The following is a 17642-nucleotide window of genomic DNA, read 5'->3' as shown; positions in this document are numbered from 1 at the left end:
TGGCGGCCTTCGCCGTGAGCGGTGTCTGCTGCCTGGTGCTTACTTCTTGACGACGATCGTGCCGGCGGCGCGGTCGTGCCAGCCCTGGAGCTTGCCCGAGTTGTCGAAGAAGGGGGAGAGGTAGACCAGGAGCTGGCCGATGCCACAGAGGACGGAGCCGACCATCGGGATGATCCAGCGGATGAAGCCGCCGCCGATGCCGGGGTTCTGGCCCGTGTTCTCCTTGACGACCTTCAGGCCGAGGGCCATCTTGCCGACGGTGGCGCCCACGAAGGCGATCATCAGCCATTCGTAGAGCAGGGTGGCGAGGCCGAGGATGAGCAGACCGCCGAAGAAGGCCGCGAAGATGCCGCCCGCGGCCTCGCCGGCCTGGGCCGACGCCTCGTTGAGGCAGGTGCTGTACTCGGGGGACAGCGGGTCGATGCCCGTGCAGTCCTTGACGTTCTTGGCCGCGCTGAAGGCGCCCGCGAACACGACGGAGCTCAGGATGAAGTACAGGACACCGATGATCAGACCGTCGATCACGCGGGCGCCGAAGCGGCGGCCCATCGTGGCGACCTGGACGGTGCCCAGGCCCGCGACGTTGATGTAGCCGTTGTTGGCCTGCAGCGTGCCGGGGGCCTGCGGAGGGACGCCGTACGGCTGCTGGCCCTGCTGCGGGTAGCCGTAGCCGGCCTGCGGCGGGACGCCCTGCGGGGCCTGCTGCGGGTAGCCGTAGCCGGGCTGACCCTGCGGCGGCTGCTGCTGCCCGTAGGGGTTGTTGGGATCGCCGAAGCTCATCTGGGTGTTTCCTCCGTGAAGTGCGGGGACGCACGGCACGCTGGAGGACACTTGCTTCTGCGGTACGCCCCCCGGCACTGCCCGCGGCACTCTTTTCCGATCGTCTTGCTGCCCGTCATCGTCGTGGGCCCGCACCGAACTTGTCCAGCCAGTTGCAAAGCCGGGCCAGACTTGTTGTGCAAGTGCAATGAAGAGCATGTTCCGGCCACCGCCCGACTGGAAGCCGGGCCGCCCCATCCGGGAGGATGCCCCCATGACCGCCCAGATTCTCGATGGCAAGGCCACCGCGGCCGCGATCAAATCCGAACTGACCGCCCGCGTGGCGGCGCTGAAGGAGCGGGGCATCACCCCCGGCCTCGGCACGCTGCTCGTCGGCGACGACCCGGGCAGCCGCTGGTACGTCAACGGCAAGCACAAGGACTGCGCGGAGGTGGGCATCACCTCCATCCGCCGCGAACTGCCCGCCACGGCCTCCCAGGAGGAGATCGAGGCGGTCGTGCGCGAGCTGAACGAGGACCCGGAGTGCACCGGGTACATCGTCCAACTGCCGCTCCCCAAGGGCATCGACACCAACCGCGTCCTGGAGCTGATGGATCCGGCCAAGGACGCCGACGGCCTGCATCCGACCTCGCTCGGCCGGCTGGTGCTCGGCGTGCAGGGGCCACTGCCCTGTACCCCGTACGGGATCGTCGAGCTGCTGCGCCACCACGGGGTCGAGATCAACGGCGCGCACGTGGTCGTCGTCGGACGGGGCATCACCGTGGGCCGCTCCATCGGACTGCTGCTCACCCGCAAGTCCGAGAACGCCACCGTGACCCTGTGCCACACCGGTACGCGCGACCTCTCCGGGCTGCTGCGCCAGGCGGACATCGTCGTCGCGGCGGCGGGCGTCGCGCACCTGGTGAAGCCGGAGGACGTCAAGCCGGGCGCGGCCGTCCTCGACGTCGGCGTCAGCCGTGACGAGAACGGGAAGATCGTCGGGGACGTCCACCCGGGCGTGGCCGAGGTGGCGGGCTGGATCTCCCCGAACCCGGGCGGTGTCGGGCCGATGACCCGGGCGCAGCTGCTGGTGAACGTGGTCGAGGCGGCGGAGCGGGCCGGCAGTGCGGGCTGAGCACGACACGAACGGGGCCGGCGGGACCAGCGGTACGGACGGGACCAGCGGTACGGACGAGGACGCGGGCAAGGGCACGGGCACGGACAAGGGCAAGGGCAAGGACACGGGCGAGGGTACGGACCAGGGCCGCGGGCCGGCGCTGGGCGCCGGGCTGCCGGAGCACCCTCCGGCAGCCCGCCCGAAGTCCGGGTCCGGGACGGGCCGGTCCCCGGCGGCGGCGGGGGCCTCCACCCCGGCCCGGCCGGCGGCGCGGTCCCGGCGGTTCCCCGCCGTCACCCAGGACACCGCGCGCCCCGAGGGCGCCGGCCGGGCCATCCCCGGTGCCGTGTCCACGCCCGCCCGCCAGTGGCCGATGCTCAGTGTCCTCGGCGCCACCGCCGTCGGGCTGCTGACCACGGCGTTCGGGCACCCCCGCATCGGCTGCCTCGTCATCGGTGTCGCCCTGATCGCGGCCGCGGTGCTGCGGCGCGTCCTGCCCTCGGTGGGCATGCTCGCGGTGCGCTCCCGGTTCACGGACATGGTCACGTACGGGCTGCTGGGCGTGGCGATCACGCTGCTGGCGCTGGTGGTGCAGCCGCACGGTCTGAACGTCCCCTTCCTGGAGGACGTGGTCCGCTTCACCGTCCGCTGACCGGGCGTCGGCCGCCGCGCCGCCGGGGTGATCCCGCGCGGCGCGGCGCGCCCAGGCCCTCGAAGAGGCCTGGAGAGTACGGATTTCCGGGCTGGAGTACAGGTCGTGCGTGCGTTCGGACCTTCGAAACCGGGGGTCGTGTGCCGTGGACCACAGGGTCCGGGGGGTTCGGGACCCCTCGGGTCGGATAGCCTGACCGCGGATGTCTCTTCACGTCAAGATTCACAGGACAGGGAAGCGGCGTCCTCCCCAGTACTTGGGACCCAGCACATGGGGCGGGGACGCCCCACCGCCAGCTGTCTAACGGAGAAGGCCATGACCCGCACTCCCGTGAATGTCACCGTGACCGGCGCCGCCGGCCAGATCGGCTACGCGCTGCTCTTCCGCATCGCGTCCGGCCACCTGCTCGGCGCGGACGTGCCGGTCAAGCTCCGCCTCCTGGAGATCCCGCAGGGCATGAAGGCCGCCGAGGGCACCGCCATGGAGCTCGACGACTGCGCCTTCCCGCTGCTCAAGGGCATCGACATCTTCGACGACCCGAACCAGGGCTTCGACGGCGCCAACGTCGCCCTCCTCGTGGGCGCCCGCCCGCGCACCAAGGGCATGGAGCGCGGTGACCTGCTCTCCGCCAACGGCGGCATCTTCAAGCCGCAGGGCGCCGCGATCAACGCGCACGCCGCGGACGACATCAAGGTCCTGGTCGTGGGCAACCCGGCCAACACCAACGCGCTCATCGCGCAGGCCGCCGCCCCGGACGTCCCGGCCGAGCGCTTCACCGCGATGACCCGCCTGGACCACAACCGCGCCCTGTCGCAGCTCGCGCAGCGCACCGGTGCCGACCTCACCGACATCAAGCGCCTCACCATCTGGGGCAACCACTCGGCGACCCAGTACCCGGACATCTTCCACGCGGAGATCGCCGGCAAGAACGCGGCCGAGGTCGTCAACGACGAGCAGTGGCTCGCCGAGACCTTCATCCCGACGGTCGCCAAGCGCGGTGCCGCCATCATCGACGCCCGTGGCGCGTCCTCGGCGGCCTCCGCCGCCAACGCCGCCATCGACCACGTCCACACGTGGGTCAACGGCACCGCCGCCGGTGACTGGACCTCCATGGGCATCCCCTCGGACGGCTCCTACGGCGTCCCGGAGGGCCTGATCTCCTCCTTCCCCGTCACCTGCAAGGACGGCAAGTACGAGATCGTCCAGGGCCTGGACATCAACGAGTTCTCCCGTGCGCGCATCGACGCGTCCGTGGCGGAGCTCGTCGAGGAGCGCGACGCGGTCCGCGAGCTCGGCCTGATCTGATCCACCCGCTCCGGCCGGAGGGTCCGCCCCTCCGGCACGACCGGAGCGGACACCCTTGCGCCCCGGCCGAACACGGCCGGGGCGCTTCGGCGTTCGGGGCGCAGGCGCTCCGGCGGACGGGTCCGCCCGGAGCGGTCAGTGCTTGAGCGAGCCCGGGGTGTAGTGCCCCGGGGACAGCCGCGTGGTGACGGCGATCCGGTTCCAGACGTTGATCATGGCGATGACCGTGATCAGCTGGGCCAGTTCGGCCTCCTCGAAGTGTGCCGCCGCCTTCGCGTACACCTCGTCCGGGACGAACCCGTCCGTCAGCACGGTGACGGCCTCGGTCAGCTCGATCGCCGCCAGCTCCTTGTCCGTGTAGAAGTGCCGCGACTCCTCCCAGGCGGCGAGCTGGATGACGCGCTCGACGCTCTCGCCCGCCGCGAGGGCGTCCTTGGTGTGCATGTCCAGGCAGAACGCGCAGTGGTTGATCTGCGAGGCGCGGATCTTGACGAGCTCGACGAGGACCGGGTCCAGGCCCTTCGTCGAGGCGATCTCCAGGGCTACGGCGGCCTTGTAGGCCTCCGGGGCGAGCTTGAACAGCTCCATGCGGGGGGTGTGCTCTTCGGCGAGTGCGGTGGTCTTCGTGTCGATGCTCATGTCACCACCGTACGGAGCGGGCGGCCCGCCTATATGGTCCACATCCATGACCGACTCATGGGCCACTTACGGCGCCGACCTGCACCTGGACCTCTCCGCGGTGGCGGCGGGCGAGCGCGGCCTGCGGGCCGCCCTGACCGAGTCGCTGCGGGAGGCCGCGCGCAGCGGCCGGCTGGCGCCCGGGACGCGGCTGCCCTCCTCACGGGCCTTCGCCGCCGACCTGGGCATCGCGCGCAACACGGTCGCGGAGGCCTACGCGGAGCTCGTCGCCGAGGGCTGGCTGACCGCCCGCCAGGGCTCCGGCACGCGGGTCGCCGAACGGGCCCGGCCGCGCCGCGCCCCGGGGCCGGCTGCCCCGGTCCGCCGGCCCGCACGGCGCTCACCGGCCTACAGCCTGGTGCCCGGCTCCCCGGACGTGGGCGGCTTCCCGCGCACCGCCTGGCTGGCGGCCGCCCGCCGGGCCCTGACCGACGCCCCGAACGAGGCCTTCGGCTACGCCGCCGACGCGCGCGGCCGGACAGAGCTGCGCGAGGCGCTCGCCGGGTACCTGGCACGGGCGCGCGGGGTGTACGCGGACCCGGACCGGATCGTGCTGTGCGCCGGCTTCGCCCACGCCCTCCAGCTGCTCGGGCGGGTGCTGCGGGGCCGCCGGGTGCGGGAGATGGCGGTGGAGGGCTACAGCCTGGACCTGCACCGGGACCTGCTCACCGGGGCCGGGCTGCGGACCCGGCCGCTGTGGGTGGACGGGGCCGGCGCCCGCACCGCCGACCTGGCCGGGCTCGGCCCCCGGGTGGGCGCGGTGCTGCTGACGCCCGCCCACCAGTACCCGACCGGCGCGGCCCTCACCCCCGAGCGCCGGGCGGCGGCGGTGGACTGGGCGCGGACCACGGGCGGGCTGATCCTGGAGGACGACTACGACGGGGAGTTCCGCTACGACCGCCAGCCGGTCGGCGCGCTCCAGGGCCTGGACCCCGACCGGGTGGTCTACCTCGGCACCGCCAGCAAGTCCCTCGCCCCCGCGCTGCGGATGGGCTGGATGGTGGTCCCGCCCGACCTGCTGGAGGAGGTGCTGGACGCGAAGGGCCGGGCGGAGTGGATGTCGAGCGCGCTGGAGCAGCTGACGCTGGCGGAGTTCATGACCTCCGGGGCCTACGACCGGCACGTGCGGGCGATGCGGCTGCGTTACCGGCGCCGGCGCGACGAGCTGGTGGCCGCGCTCGGCGGCGGACCGGTCTCCGGGATCGCGGCGGGACTGCACGCGGTGCTGGACCTCCCGGTGGGGACGGAGCGCTCGCTCGTCCAGGCCGCGGCCTGGCAGGGGCTGGAGGTGGAGGGCCTGGCGCGCTACCGGCATCCGGAGACGGAGATGCCGGAGCGCGAGGCGCTGGTCCTCGGCTACGGCACCCCGACGGACAGCGCCTGGTCCCCCACCCTGACCGCCTTGACCGCCCTGACCGCCATCCTCCCGTAAACCCCCGGCCCTACGGCCCTGCGCCGCGTCCTTCCGGCCCCGTGTCCCCGCGGCCCCGTGTCCCCGCGGCCTCGTGCCCTGGGGCCTCGTGCCTTGCGGCCTCGTGCCCTGGGGCCTCGTGCCCTGGGGCCTCGTGCCTTGCGGCCTCGTGCCCTGGGGCCTCGTGCCTTGCGGCCTCGTGCCCTGGGGCCTCGTGCCTTGCGGCCCCGTGCCTTGCGGCCTCGTGCCCTGCGGCCCCGTGCCTTGCGGCCTCGTGCCCCTTGCGGCCTCGTGCCCCTTGCGGCCTTGCGGCCTTGTGGCCCTGTGTTCCCTGCGGTCTTGCGGTCCCGTTCCCCCTCCGGCGGCCTCGTGGCCCGTGGGCCCGTGGGCCCGTGCCCCGTGGTCCCGTCCGGCGGGTACCGCTCAGCGTCCCGTCCGGCGGGTACCGCTCAGCCCGTTCCGGCCGGTTCCGGCTCCGGTTCCGGTTCGCCGAAGCGGGCCAGGGCCAGTGACCCGGCCACCGCCACCAGGAACCCCAGGACCGCCAGCCACTCCAGCCCCTCCCGCGTCCGGTCGCCGAGCCACACCACCCCCACCACCGCCGGGCCCACCGTCTCGCCCAGCACCAGCCCGGCCGTCGCCGCCGTCACCGAACCGCGCTGCAGGGCCGAGGTGAGCAGCAGGAACCCCGCCGCCCCGCCCAGCAGCAGCGCGTACAGCGCCGGGTTGAGCAGCTCCTGCAGCGAGAAGGAGTTCACGAGCCGCACCGCCACCTCCACCACCCCGAACCCCGTCCCCGCCGCCAGGCCCAGCACCAGTGCGCGCGAGCCGTCCGGCAGCCGCCCCGCGACCGCGCCCACCAGCAGCACCAGCCCCGCCACCCCCAGCAGACCCAGCTTCAGCGCGAGCGTCCCGACGCCGTCCCCCTCCTCGCCGGAGGCGAGTCCCAGCATCAGGAGCCCCGCGCTCACCACCCCCACCGCGCCCCACTCCAGCCGCGACAGCCTCACCCGCAGCAGTCGCGCCGAGACCACCGCCGTCACCGCCAGGCTCGCGGCCATCGCGGCCCCCACCACGTAGATGGGGATGTGCCGCAGCGCGATGATCTGGAGCACGAAGCCGACCGCGTCCAGCGCCAGCCCCGCCAGGTACCGCCACTGCCGCACCGCGCGCAGGAACAGCGCGGTGCCCACCCCCGAGCCGTCCTCCGGCCGGGCCGCCGCGCGGGCCGCCACCGCCTGGAGGACCGAGGCCGTACCGAAGCACACCGCCGCGCCCAGCGCACAAACCATTCCGATCAGCACGAAACCGACTCTAGGGCCCCCGCCGTGACGAGGGTGTGACGGTGGCCGGATTCCCTCCTCCGACACCCCCGCTCTAGTCTGTCGGCAGCCCACGCCACCCAGGGGGAGCGGAACACGCCATGGACACCAGCGACACCAACCGACGACGCATGCGCTCCGGCGCGGTCGCCCTCGGCGGCATGGGCCTGCTCGCCGCCACCCTCGTGGCCTGCGGCAGCAGCGAGCCCGACAAGCGCTGCGCGTCCCGGTCCACGCTGGAGCACCTCAACGCCAAGGAGTGCAGGACCGGCGGCCGCGGGGCGTACTACTACGGCGGCAGCGTCAGCAACGGCAAGGTGACCGGCGGCAGCTTCGACAAGTCGGCCGTCACCCGCGGCGGCATCGGCGGCGGCAGCCACTCCGGCTCCTCCGGCGGCTGAGCCGGCGGCGGACGAGCGACACGACGGAGCACGGCACCATGCAGCGGCACATCATCGAACCCCGCCCCGACTGGCAGAAGACCGTCGAGGAGCAGGGCCTGATCTACCCCCTGACCCGCTTCCCCGACGACTCCCTGCGCCCCTACTGGGACGAGAGCGCCTACTACTCCTTCTCCCTCCCCGAGGTCGAGGCGCTGGAGAACGTCGTCGAGGAACTGCACGCCATGTGCCTGGCCGCGGCCGCCCACATCGTCGAGCACGACCGCTTCGCCGACCTCGGCATCACCGACCCGAAGGTCGCCGCGCTCATCGCCGAGTCCTGGCGGCGCCGCGCCGAACAGCCTTCCCTCTACGGCCGCTTCGACCTGCGCTACGACGGCTCCGGCAGCCCGGCCAAGCTGCTGGAGTACAACGCCGACACCCCCACCTCCCTGGTGGAGGCCGCGAGCCCGCAGTGGTTCTGGATGGAGGAGCGCTTCCCCGGCGCCGACCAGTGGAACTCCCTCCACGAGCGGCTCGTCGACGCCTGGCGCCGACAGGCCGAGCTGCTGCCGCCCGGCCCGCTGCACTTCGCGCACTCCGAGACCGACGAGCTCGGCGAGGACCTGATGACGGTCGCCTACCTCCAGGAGACCGCCGAGCAGGCCGGGCTGGAGACCCACGCCCTGTCCGTGGAGACCATCGGCTGGGACGCCCTCGCGGGCCGGTTCGTGGACGAGAAGCTCCGCTTCATCCGGGGCTGCTTCAAGCTCTACCCCTGGGAGTGGCTGGTCGAGGACGAGTTCGGCCCGCACGTCCTCGACAGCTACGACCACGGCGGCGGCACCGGCACCACCGCCTGGATCGAGCCCCTGTGGAAGATGCTGCTGGCCAACAAGGCCCTGCTGGCGATCCTGTGGGAGCTCTTCCCCGAGCACCCGAACCTCCTGCCCGCCTACCTCGACGGCCCGCGCGAACTCGCCGAGAGCGGCGGCTACGCCGCCAAGCCCCTGCTGGGCCGCGAGGGCGCGGGGGTCACCCTCCACGAGCCCGGCGGCGAGCCCTTCGCGCCGGCCGACGGGGAGACGTACGTCTTCCAGGCGCTGGCACCGCTGCCCGACTTCGACGGCAACCGCGTGGTCCTCGGCGCGTGGGTGGTCGAGGAGGAGGCGGCCGGCCTCGGCATCCGCGAGTCTTCGGGCCCGGTCACGGACGAGTACGCCCGCTTCCTGCCGCACGTCATCCTCTAGTGCTCTGACCGCACTGGCGGACGAGGGGGTGCCCGGCCGGGCACCCCCGGGGCCTCAGCCGGCGAGGACGGCCCGCAGCTGCTCCAGACCCCAGTCCAGGTCCTCCTTGCCGATGACCAGCGGCGGCGCGATCCGGATCGTCGACCCGTGCGTGTCCTTCACCAGAACCCGGCGCTCCATCAGTTTCTCGGAGATCTCCCGTCCCGTGCCGCGTGCCGGGTCGATGTCGACGCCCGCCCACAGCCCGCGCCCGCGGACGGCGGTCACCGCGCCCGAGCCGGCCAGCAGGTTCAGCTCGCGGTGCAGGTGGTCGCCGAGTTCGGCGGCCCGCTGCTGGTACTCGCCGGTGCGCAGCATCGCGATCACCTCCAGTGCCACGGCGCAGGCGAGCGGGTTCCCGCCGAAGGTGGAACCGTGCTCCCCGGGCCGGAACACCCCGAGCACGTCGCGGTCCGCGACCACGGCGGACACGGGCACCACACCGCCGCCGAGCGCCTTCCCCAGGACGTACACGTCCGGGACGACGTCCTCGTGCTCGCACGCGAAGGTCCGGCCGGTGCGGCCCAGGCCCGACTGGATCTCGTCCGCCATGAACAGCACGTTCCGCTCGCGCGTCACCTCCCGTACGCCCGCCAGGTAGCCGGCCGGCGGGACCAGTACGCCCGCCTCTCCCTGGATCGGCTCCAGCAGGACGGCGACGGTGTTGGCGGTGACGGCGGCGTCGAGGGCGGTGAGGTCCCCGTACGGGACGATCTCGAAGCCGGGGGTGTAGGGGCCGTAGTGGTCGCGGGCCTCGTGGTCGGTGGAGAAGGACACGATGGTCGTGGTCCGGCCGTGGAAGTTGTTCGCGGCGACGACGATCTTGGCCTGTCCGTCGGGGACACCCTTGACCTCGTACCCCCACTTGCGTGCCGTCTTCACCGCCGTCTCCACGGCCTCCGCGCCCGTGTTCATCGGCAGCACCATCTCCTTGCCGCACAGCGCGGCGAGTTCGGTGCAGAAGTCGGCGAAGCGGTCGTGGTGGAAGGCCCGGGAGGTGAGGGTGACCCGTTCCAGCTGGGCCTTGGCCGCGTCGATCAGACGCCGGTTGCCGTGGCCGAAGTTGAGCGCCGAGTACCCGGCGAGCATGTCGAGGTAGCGGCGGCCCTCCACGTCGGTCATCCACGCGCCCTCCGCCGAAGCCACGACGACCGGGAGGGGATGGTAGTTGTGCGCGCTGTGCTCGTCGGCGGAGCGGATGGCATCAGCTGTTCTCGACACGGGGTCTCCGATCGTCCGTCTGCTGGTGACGCGGGTGACATGGGTGGCGTCCTTTGTATCGTCGCTCGGATCGTGGACGCGGAAACCTCCGGGGCGCCGCGCCCGCTAAGGTGTTCGGTACGCACGGCGACTGGCGTACGGGGAACCAACTCCGGGGGAGCCGTGCGCGGACCACCGCACACAGGGCCGCTCGCCTGGGCCTCGCGGGGACGAGACCTGACATCGACCCCGGAGGAGCCGCGATGACCGCGCACCGCCAGCCCGCCCTGCTCGCCACCGACCCCGAACTCGCCTCGCTCGTCTCCGCCGAGGAGACCCTCCAGGCCGAGACCCTGCGCCTGATCCCCAGCGAGAACTACGTCTCCGCGGCGGTCCTGGAGGCCTCCGGGACGGTCCTGCAGAACAAGTACAGCGAGGGCTACCCGGGCCGCCGCTACTACGAGGGCCAGCAGAACATCGACCGGATCGAGGCCCTGGCCGTCGAGCGGGCCAAGGGCCTGTTCGGTGCGGAGCACGCGAACGTCCAGCCGTACTCCGGCTCCCCGGCGAACCTGGCCGTCTACCTGGCCTTCGCGAAGCCCGGCGACACCGTGATGGGCATGGCCCTGCCGATGGGCGGGCACCTCACGCACGGCTGGGGCGTCTCGGCGACGGGCTCCTGGTTCCGCGGCGTCCAGTACGGCGTGCGCGCCGAGGACGGCCTGATCGACTACGACGCGGTGCGCGACCTGGCCCTGGCGGAGCGCCCGAAGATCCTCTTCTGCGGCGGCACCGCGCTGCCCCGCACGATCGACTTCGAGGCCTTCGCCTCGATCGCGAAGGAGGCGGGCTCGATCCTGGTCGCGGACATCGCCCACATCGCGGGCCTCGTCGCGGGCGGCGCCCACCCCTCACCGGTCCCGTACGCCGACGTGGTCTCCACGACGACCCACAAGACCCTGCGCGGACCTCGCGGCGCGATGCTGATGTGCAAGGAGGAGCACGCGAAGGCCATCGACAAGGCGGTCTTCCCCGGCCTCCAGGGCGGCCCGCACAACCAGACGACGGCGGGCATCGCGGTGGCCCTGCACGAGGCGGCCCAGCCGTCTTTCACCGCCTACGCCCACGCGGTCGTCGCCAACGCCAAGGCGCTGGCCGCGGCGCTGCTGGAGCGGGGCTTCGACCTCGTCTCGGGCGGCACGGACAACCACCTGATCCTGATGGACCTCACCTCGCGCGGGGTGCCGGGCAAGGTGGCGGCCAAGGCGCTGGACCGCGCGGGCATCGTGGTCAACTACAACACGGTCCCGTTCGACCCGCGCAAGCCGTTCGACCCGTCGGGCATCCGCATCGGGACGCCGTCCCTGACCTCCCGCGGGCTGTCGACGGAGCACATGCCGGCGGTCGCCGACTGGATCTCCCGCGCGGTGGACGCCGCGGCCGCGTCCGACGAGCCGGCCCTGGCGAAGATCCGCGCGGAGGTGGCGGAGCTCCTGTCCGCCCACCCCGCCCCCGGCCTCCCGTCGGCCTAGGCCCGCCCCGGTCGTCGGCGGGGGCGGGTACCGGCCCCCGTCGGCGATCGGGCCCGGGTTCGGGAGCATGGCCCGAGACCGCGCCGTTACCTGAGAGAATGGCCCCATGGCTTCTGATCGTCCTCGCGCGCTCTCCGGCATCCAGCCCACCTCCGGTTCGTTCCACCTCGGGAACTACCTCGGAGCGATCCGCCAGTACGTCGCCCTCCAGGAGACGCACGACGCCTTCTACATGGTCGTCGACCTGCACGCGATCACCATGCCGCAGGATCCCAAGGACCTCCGCGCGAACACCCGCCTCTCCGCCGCGCAGCTCCTCGCCGCCGGCCTGGACCCCGAGCGCTGCACGCTCTTCATCCAGAGCCACGTCCCGGAGCACGCCCAGCTCGCCTGGGTCATGAACTGCATCACCGGCTTCGGCGAGGCCAGCCGGATGACCCAGTTCAAGGACAAGTCCGCCAAGGGCGGGGTCAACAGCGCCAGCGTCGGCCTGTTCACGTACCCGATCCTCCAGGTCGCCGACATCCTGCTCTACCAGGCCAACGCCGTCCCCGTCGGCGAGGACCAGCGCCAGCACGTGGAGCTGACCCGCGACCTCGCCGAGCGGTTCAACCACCGCTACGGCCGGACCTTCACCCTCCCCGCCGCGCACATCGTCAAGGAGGTCGCGAAGATCTACGACCTCCAGGACCCGACGATCAAGATGTCGAAGTCCGCGTCCTCCCCCAAGGGCCTGATCAGCCTCCTCGACGAGCCCAAGGCCACCGAGAAGAAGATCAAGAGCGCGGTCACCGACACCGAGGCCGAGATCCGCTTCGACGCCGAGAAGAAGCCCGGCGTCAGCAACCTGCTCACGATCTACTCCACCCTCACGGGCGAGTCCATCCCCGCCCTGGAGGCCGCGTACGAGGGCAAGGGCTACGGCGCGCTCAAGACCGACCTCGCCGGCGTGATGGTCGATTTCGTCACACCCTTCCGGCAGCGCACCCAGGAGTTCCTGGACGACCCGGAGACCCTGGACGCCGTGCTGGCCAAGGGCGCGGAGAAGGCGCGGGCGGTCGCCGCGGAGACCCTGGCGCAGGCCTACGACCGGATCGGTTTCGTGCCCGCCAAGCACTGACGGACCGAGGCCCCTGGCGGCCGAGGGGGTGCTGCCGCCACACTGAGGCGGCAGCACTCGCTGCGACTCCGTCGATGCGACCACATCGACGCGACCACTCACCAGCACGCGCGGAGGAGATCACGTGGGGACCGTCACGCTCGGCGTTTCGATCGCGGTCCCGGAGCCGTACGGCAGCCAGATCCAGCAGCTGCGCGCCGGCTTCGGGGACGCCGCCGCGCACGGCATCCCCACGCACGTCACCCTCGTACCGCCCACCGAGGTGGAGGCCGGCCGGCTGCCGGCGATCCGCGCGCACCTCGCGGAGGTCGCGCGGTCCTTCCCCTCCTTCGCGATGCGCCTGGAGGGGACGGGCACCTTCCGGCCCCTCTCGCCGGTCGTCTTCGTCCGGCTCGCCGAGGGGATCGAGGGCTGCACCAGCCTCCAGGGCCGCATCCGCGACCCCGAGGGGCCGCTCAGCCGCGAGCTGGCCTTCCCGTACCACCCGCACGTCACGGTCGCCCACGGGATCTCCGAAGAGGCGATGGACCGGGCCTTCACCGAGCTCGCCGACTACGCCGCCGACTGGCACTGCGAGGGCTTCGCCCTCTACGAGCAGGGCTCGGACGGGGTCTGGCGCAAGCTGCGCGAGTACCCCTTCGGCACCGCCGCGACCGCCGTCCCCGCACAGTCGGGCCCGGCCGCCGCGGACACCGCCATACGGCGGTCCTGACGCGCCCGCCGCAGACCCCGGACCGCACGGAAGGTGTGGAAGCGGATCCTCCTCAGGGCCAGGGCGTGGAACGGTCGGGACGACACAGGGCGAAAAGTCACAATCGACGACCGTAATGCCCGAAAGCGGCAATATCGGCTATTTCCGGCAGCTCAATTACGGTGGCCCCCATGGACTGGCTGAAGAAACTCCCGGTGATCGGCCCGCTCGTGGCGGCCGTCCTGCGGACCCACGCCTGGCGTTCGTACGAGCGCCTCGACCGCGTGCACTGGTCCCGGCTCGCCGCCGCGATCACCTTCATCAGTTTCCTGGCGCTCTTCCCGCTGATCACCCTCGCCGCCGCCGTCGGCGCCGCACTGCTCAGCCAGGAGCAGCTCGACGAGCTCCAGAAGCGCCTCGCCGAGCAGGTCCCCGGCATCTCCGACCAGCTCGACCTCCCCGGCCTCGTCGCCAACGCGGGGGCCGTCGGCCTCGTCGCCGGCGCGCTCCTGCTCCTCACCGGCATCGGCTGGGTCGGCTCGATGCGCGACTGCCTGCGCGCGGTATGGGAGAAGGACGACGAGGACACGGGCAACCCGATCGTCCGCAAGGGCAAGGACGCCCTCGTCCTGCTCGGCCTCGGCGGAGCCGCCCTGGCCTCGGCCGCCGCGTCGACCATCGGGGCCAGCGCGGTCGGCAAGTCCGCGGAGGTCTTCGGCATTCCCCGCGAGGGCGCGGGCGGGGCGCTGCTGCGCTCCGGGGCCTTCCTCGTCGGCGTCCTGGCGGCCTTCCTGCTCCTGCTCTACCTGCTGACCCTGCTGCCCGGCGTCGAGCCGTCGCGCAGTCGCCTCCTCCAGGCGGCGCTGATCGGCGCCGCGGGCTTCGAACTCCTGAAACTGCTGCTCAGCGGCTATATGCGGGGGGTCGCCGGCAAGAGCATGTACGGGGCCTTCGGCGTGCCGGTCGCCCTGCTGCTGTGGATCAACTTCACGGCGAAGCTGCTCCTGTTCTGCGCCGCCTGGACCGCCGCCCGCGACGACGGGGAGGAGCGGCAGGAGGAAACGGCCCGGGCCGGGGCGGCGGAGGACGAAGCTCCGGAAGGGGCGGCGCCGGAAGCGGAGGGCCGTGCCGGGGCGGGCTCCCGGCCGCCTACCCCTGGCTCCGGCGGCCGCGCGGCCAGCGCCGGTTGACCACGAAGGCCCCGCCCGCCACCACCGCCAGCGCCCCGCCCGCGATGCCGAGCGCCGTGCCGAGGCCGCTGCCCCCGCCCGCGGGCGGGCCGGCCGCCGCGGGGGTGTTCGCGTGGGTCTGGGCGGGGGAGCCGAAGGGCCTGGTGTCCGCGCTCTTCGGGGGCACCAGCTCACCGACCGGCTTGACCTTGCCGAGCGCGGCGAAGCCCCAGTCGAAGAGGCCGGCGGTCTCCTCGTAGACCGTGTTGAGCCCGCCGTGGTCCGGGTTCATCACCGTGACCAGCAGCTTCTTGTTCCCCCGCTGGGCCGCGCCGGTGAAGGTCGAGCCGGCCATGGTCGTGTTGCCGTTCTTCACCCCGGCGATGCCCTTGTACGGGGTGATGCCGCCGGCGCCGGTCATCAGCCGGTTGGTGTTCTGGATCTCGAAGTACTCGCGCGGCCGGCCCGGCTCCTGACGGCCCGGGAACCGGGCCTCGGACGTGCCGCAGTACTCGCGGAAGTCCTGCTTCTGGAGCCCGGAGCGGGCGATGAGCGTGAGGTCGTACGCGCTCGACACCTGCTCGGGGGCGTCGTACCCGTCCGGCGAGACCACGTGGGTGTCCAGGGCCTGGAGTTCCTCGGCGTGCGCCTGCATGTCCTTGACGGTCTTCTCGACGCCGCCGTTCATGGCCGAAAGTACGTGTACCGCGTCGTTCCCGGAGCGCAGGAACACCCCCAGCCACAGGTCGTGGACGGAGTAGTCGTGGTCCTCCTTGACGCCGACCAGGCTGCTGCCCGGGCCGACGCCGTCCATGTCCTGGTCGGTGACGTGGTGCACCTGGTCCTTGGGGAGGGCGGGCAGCACGGTGTCGGCGAAGAGCATCTTCATGGTGGAGGCCGGGGGCAGCCGCCAGTGCGCGTTGTGGGCCGCGAGCACCTCGCCGGTCTCCGCGTCCGCCACGATCCAGGACCGGCCGCTGAGGTTCGCGGGGAGCGCGGGCGCGCCGGGCAGCAGGTTCACCTGGGTGCCGGGCTGGCCGAGCCGTGCGCCGCCGACCGTGGACATCGACGGAGGCGGTGCGGGCGCCACCGGGGCCTGCGGTCTTCCCTTCCCGTCCGCCGGCGGCGTCGGCGCGGCGTGCGCGGTCGAGGACGGGACGAGCACCGCCGGAACCAGCAGCGCGGCGGAAAGGACCGTCAGTGCGGTCTTCTTGGCAGACACGCAGGTGAACGTACATGCCGATGGACTGCCCGGCGTCCGGGACCGGCCAACCGGGGAGAACCTCCCCCGGTACGGCCCACCCCGCCGCGTCCGTCCCGGGGACGAATCCGATACTGGGGACATGAAACTCAGCCGCACCGCGTCCTGGTTCCTCGCAGCGTTCGGAGCTTGGTCCTGGGTGATCTGGTCCACGTTCGTCAAGAACCTCTTCAATGACGCCAGCGGTCTGGCTTTCGATGACGGTCGGCCCACGGCTTACTTCTGGGTCCACCTCCTCCTCGCGGTGACGTCCTTCCTCCTGGGGACGGCCGTCGGTGTGATCGGGTTGCGCAGCCTCCTCGTACTGAGGCGCGCATCACGATGACCGTGTTTGTGGTGATTGTGGCCGTCGTCGCGGTCCTGGCGCTGCTGGGGCTGGTCCATCGGTGGCTGTGGGTGCGACTGGTCCGCGACACCACCCGCCCGGGCGGGCCCGCGCGCCGCACCGGGACGGCCCTCGCCCTCGTCCTGCCGCTGCTGTCGCTGGCCGCCCTGACGGCGGGCCGCGCCGGCGCCCCGTTCTGGCTCCAGCGGCTGGTGGCCTGGCCCGGCTTCATGTGGCTCGCGGTCCTGCTGTACCTGACGCTGGCGATGCTGGTGGCGGAGCCCGTCCGACGCCTGTGGCTCCGACGCCTGGCCCGGAGCGCCGTCCGGACGGGCGAGGCCGCCGCCGAAGTGGCCGCGGGCCGCGCCTCCCACGTCCCCGCGGCGCGCGGGGCCGGCGCATCCCCGGCGGGTGCCCCGCCCGCGGCCGAGCCCGACGTACTGCCGACGGTGGCCCCGCCCGCGCCCGACGCCGAGCCCGGACGGAGCCCCGACGCCGCCCCCGCCGACGGGGTCACCCGGCGGGTGTTCGTCGCGCGGACCGTCGGCGGGGCCGCCGTCGCCGCCGCCGGGCTGACGGTCGGGACCGGGACCTACGGAGTCCTGCGCGGACCGCGCGTCAAGCGGGTCCAGGTGCCCCTCGCCAAGCTGCCCCGCGCCGCGCACGGGTTCAGGATCGCCGTCGTCAGCGACGTCCACCTCGGCCCGGTCCTCGGCCGCGCACACACCCGGCGCATCGTCGACACCGTCAACCGCACCCAGCCCGACCTCATCGCCGTCGTCGGGGACCTCGTCGACGGGAACGTCCACGACCTCGGCCCCGCCGCCGAACCGCTGCGCGAACTGCGCGCCCGCCACGGCAGCTTCTTCGTCACCGGCAACCACGAGTACTTCTCGGGCGCCCAGCAGTGGGTCGACCACGTCCGCGAACTCGGCCTGACCCCCCTGGAGAACGCCCGCCGCGAGCTGCCCCACTTCGACCTCGCCGGCGTCAACGACGTCCAGGGGGAGAAGGAGGGCAAGGGCCCCGACTTCCAGGCGGCACTCGGCGACCGCGACCGCTCCCGCACCTCCGTGCTCCTCGCCCACCAGCCGATCGTGATCGACGAGGCCGTCCGCCACGGCGTGGACCTCCAGCTCTCGGGCCACACCCACGGCGGCCAGCTCTGGCCCGGCAACTACCTCGCCGAACTCGCCAACCCGACCGTCGCGGGCCTGGAACGCTACGGGGACACCCAGCTGTACGTGTCCCGTGGCGCGGGCGCCTGGGGGCCGCCGGTCCGCGTTGGCGCGCCGTCCGACATCACGGTCGTCGAACTCGCCTCATACCAGGCCTGACCCTGTCCGACCAGGGCATCGCGACTCTTCCCGTGGCTGGTTTTCCGTGATTGGGTGGCCGACGGCCGTCCGATAGTCGGATCGGTCGTTCGCA

17 protein-coding genes and 1 riboswitch are annotated in these 17642 nt (G+C 72.7%); of the genes, 12 read left to right on the top strand and 5 right to left on the bottom strand.

Features of this window, described 5'->3' with window-relative positions; genetic code table 11:
- Positions 1–39 precede the first annotated feature (39 nt).
- Positions 40–780, bottom strand: a complete 741-nt coding sequence (locus ACFY15_RS04435) for an RDD family protein (protein ID WP_390687684.1) — start codon at positions 778–780, stop codon at positions 40–42.
- Positions 781–1033: 253 nt separating this feature from the next.
- On the opposite strand from ACFY15_RS04435, the gene ACFY15_RS04430 reads away from it, so the two are divergent.
- The 3 genes from ACFY15_RS04430 (at position 1034) to ACFY15_RS04420 (ending at position 3833) form a co-directional block, all read left to right on the top strand.
- Positions 1034–1894, top strand: coding sequence for a bifunctional methylenetetrahydrofolate dehydrogenase/methenyltetrahydrofolate cyclohydrolase (locus tag ACFY15_RS04430; RefSeq protein ID WP_390687685.1), 861 nt, complete (start codon positions 1034–1036; stop codon positions 1892–1894).
- Positions 1884–2528, top strand: a complete 645-nt coding sequence (locus ACFY15_RS04425; protein WP_390824983.1) for a DUF3017 domain-containing protein — start codon at positions 1884–1886, stop codon at positions 2526–2528. Before ACFY15_RS04430 ends, ACFY15_RS04425 begins: the two co-directional genes overlap by 11 nt.
- Positions 2529–2843: 315 nt before the next feature.
- Positions 2844–3833: a malate dehydrogenase gene (locus ACFY15_RS04420; RefSeq protein ID WP_366450357.1), complete on the top strand. Its 990-nt coding sequence runs from the start codon at positions 2844–2846 to the stop codon at positions 3831–3833.
- A gap of 135 nt (positions 3834–3968) precedes the next feature.
- On the opposite strand, the gene ACFY15_RS04415 is transcribed toward ACFY15_RS04420, so the two are convergent.
- Complete coding sequence (locus tag ACFY15_RS04415; protein WP_390824982.1) at positions 3969–4472, bottom strand: carboxymuconolactone decarboxylase family protein; 504 nt, start codon at positions 4470–4472, stop codon at positions 3969–3971.
- A gap of 46 nt (positions 4473–4518) precedes the next feature.
- Between ACFY15_RS04415 and ACFY15_RS04410 the strand changes: the two genes are divergently transcribed.
- Positions 4519–5943, top strand: a complete 1425-nt coding sequence (locus tag ACFY15_RS04410; RefSeq protein WP_390824981.1) for a PLP-dependent aminotransferase family protein — start codon at positions 4519–4521, stop codon at positions 5941–5943.
- A 428-nt stretch (positions 5944–6371) separates the two neighbouring features.
- On the opposite strand, the gene ACFY15_RS04405 is transcribed toward ACFY15_RS04410, so the two are convergent.
- Complete coding sequence (locus ACFY15_RS04405) at positions 6372–7214, bottom strand: DMT family transporter (RefSeq protein ID WP_390825045.1); 843 nt, start codon at positions 7212–7214, stop codon at positions 6372–6374.
- A gap of 131 nt (positions 7215–7345) precedes the next feature.
- Between ACFY15_RS04405 and ACFY15_RS04400 the strand changes: the two genes are divergently transcribed.
- Complete coding sequence (locus ACFY15_RS04400) at positions 7346–7645, top strand: hypothetical protein (protein WP_390824980.1); 300 nt, start codon at positions 7346–7348, stop codon at positions 7643–7645.
- A gap of 38 nt (positions 7646–7683) precedes the next feature.
- Positions 7684–8874 (top strand): glutathionylspermidine synthase family protein, encoded by a 1191-nt coding sequence (locus tag ACFY15_RS04395; protein WP_390824979.1) that lies wholly within the window; start codon positions 7684–7686, stop codon positions 8872–8874.
- Between the two features lie 54 nt (positions 8875–8928).
- On the opposite strand, the gene rocD is transcribed toward ACFY15_RS04395, so the two are convergent.
- On the bottom strand, positions 8929–10134 hold the full coding sequence (gene rocD, locus ACFY15_RS04390) for an ornithine--oxo-acid transaminase (protein WP_390824978.1): 1206 nt from the start codon (positions 10132–10134) through the stop codon (positions 8929–8931).
- Positions 10135–10250: 116 nt separating this feature from the next.
- Positions 10251–10341: riboswitch (ZMP/ZTP riboswitch) on the top strand.
- Between the two features lie 35 nt (positions 10342–10376).
- On the opposite strand from rocD, the gene glyA reads away from it, so the two are divergent.
- The 4 genes from glyA to ACFY15_RS04370 all read left to right on the top strand — a co-directional run bounded on the left by glyA (position 10377) and on the right by ACFY15_RS04370 (position 14646).
- The gene (gene glyA / locus ACFY15_RS04385) at positions 10377–11645 is read left to right on the top strand and encodes a serine hydroxymethyltransferase (protein WP_390687692.1); all 1269 of its coding nucleotides are present in this window, start codon (positions 10377–10379) and stop codon (positions 11643–11645) included.
- Between the two features lie 106 nt (positions 11646–11751).
- Complete coding sequence (gene trpS / locus ACFY15_RS04380) at positions 11752–12765, top strand: tryptophan--tRNA ligase (protein WP_390687693.1); 1014 nt, start codon at positions 11752–11754, stop codon at positions 12763–12765.
- 124 nt (positions 12766–12889) lie between these two features.
- Positions 12890–13477, top strand: a complete 588-nt coding sequence (locus ACFY15_RS04375; RefSeq protein ID WP_390824977.1) for a 2'-5' RNA ligase family protein — start codon at positions 12890–12892, stop codon at positions 13475–13477.
- Between the two features lie 170 nt (positions 13478–13647).
- On the top strand, positions 13648–14646 hold the full coding sequence (locus tag ACFY15_RS04370) for a YihY/virulence factor BrkB family protein (RefSeq protein WP_390824976.1): 999 nt from the start codon (positions 13648–13650) through the stop codon (positions 14644–14646).
- Here ACFY15_RS04370 and ACFY15_RS04365 read toward each other — a convergent pair.
- Positions 14606–15847: a D-alanyl-D-alanine carboxypeptidase family protein gene (locus ACFY15_RS04365; protein WP_390824975.1), complete on the bottom strand. Its 1242-nt coding sequence runs from the start codon at positions 15845–15847 to the stop codon at positions 14606–14608. The genes ACFY15_RS04370 and ACFY15_RS04365 overlap by 41 nt on opposite strands.
- A 121-nt stretch (positions 15848–15968) precedes the next feature.
- Here ACFY15_RS04365 and ACFY15_RS04360 point away from each other — a divergent pair, with 121 nt between their 5' ends.
- Both ACFY15_RS04360 and ACFY15_RS04355 read left to right on the top strand, forming a co-directional pair.
- Positions 15969–16211 carry an SCO4848 family membrane protein gene (locus ACFY15_RS04360; RefSeq protein WP_042811438.1) on the top strand — a complete coding sequence of 81 codons (243 nt, stop codon included), beginning with the start codon at positions 15969–15971 and terminating at the stop codon, positions 16209–16211.
- Positions 16208–17548, top strand: a complete 1341-nt coding sequence (locus ACFY15_RS04355) for a metallophosphoesterase (protein ID WP_390824974.1) — start codon at positions 16208–16210, stop codon at positions 17546–17548. The genes ACFY15_RS04360 and ACFY15_RS04355 overlap by 4 nt, the downstream gene beginning before the upstream one ends.
- Positions 17549–17642 lie beyond the last annotated feature (94 nt).

Source organism: Streptomyces sp. NPDC001373 (genome assembly GCF_042895815.1).
Lineage (GTDB): Bacteria > Actinomycetota > Actinomycetes > Streptomycetales > Streptomycetaceae > Streptomyces.
Note: the sequence above shows the minus strand (reverse complement) of the source record. Positions and strands in the feature narration are given on the sequence as shown.

Bases quoted from the DNA above. Each gene is read 5' to 3' on its own strand.
- ACFY15_RS04430 (WP_390687685.1), top strand. From the start codon at position 1,034: ATGACCGCCCAGATTCTCGATGGCAAGGCCACCGCGGCCGCGATCAAA.
- ACFY15_RS04355 (WP_390824974.1), top strand. From the start codon at position 16,208: ATGACCGTGTTTGTGGTGATTGTGGCCGTCGTCGCGGTCCTGGCGCTG.
- ACFY15_RS04435 (WP_390687684.1), bottom strand. From the start codon at position 780: ATGAGCTTCGGCGATCCCAACAACCCCTACGGGCAGCAGCAGCCGCCG.
- glyA (WP_390687692.1), top strand. From the start codon at position 10,377: ATGACCGCGCACCGCCAGCCCGCCCTGCTCGCCACCGACCCCGAACTC.
- trpS (WP_390687693.1), top strand. From the start codon at position 11,752: ATGGCTTCTGATCGTCCTCGCGCGCTCTCCGGCATCCAGCCCACCTCC.
- ACFY15_RS04400 (WP_390824980.1), top strand. From the start codon at position 7,346: ATGGACACCAGCGACACCAACCGACGACGCATGCGCTCCGGCGCGGTC.
- ACFY15_RS04370 (WP_390824976.1), top strand. From the start codon at position 13,648: ATGGACTGGCTGAAGAAACTCCCGGTGATCGGCCCGCTCGTGGCGGCC.
- ACFY15_RS04395 (WP_390824979.1), top strand. From the start codon at position 7,684: ATGCAGCGGCACATCATCGAACCCCGCCCCGACTGGCAGAAGACCGTC.
- ACFY15_RS04410 (WP_390824981.1), top strand. From the start codon at position 4,519: ATGACCGACTCATGGGCCACTTACGGCGCCGACCTGCACCTGGACCTC.
- ACFY15_RS04415 (WP_390824982.1), bottom strand. From the start codon at position 4,472: ATGAGCATCGACACGAAGACCACCGCACTCGCCGAAGAGCACACCCCC.
- ACFY15_RS04405 (WP_390825045.1), bottom strand. From the start codon at position 7,214: ATGGTTTGTGCGCTGGGCGCGGCGGTGTGCTTCGGTACGGCCTCGGTC.
- ACFY15_RS04420 (WP_366450357.1), top strand. From the start codon at position 2,844: ATGACCCGCACTCCCGTGAATGTCACCGTGACCGGCGCCGCCGGCCAG.
- ACFY15_RS04360 (WP_042811438.1), top strand. From the start codon at position 15,969: ATGAAACTCAGCCGCACCGCGTCCTGGTTCCTCGCAGCGTTCGGAGCT.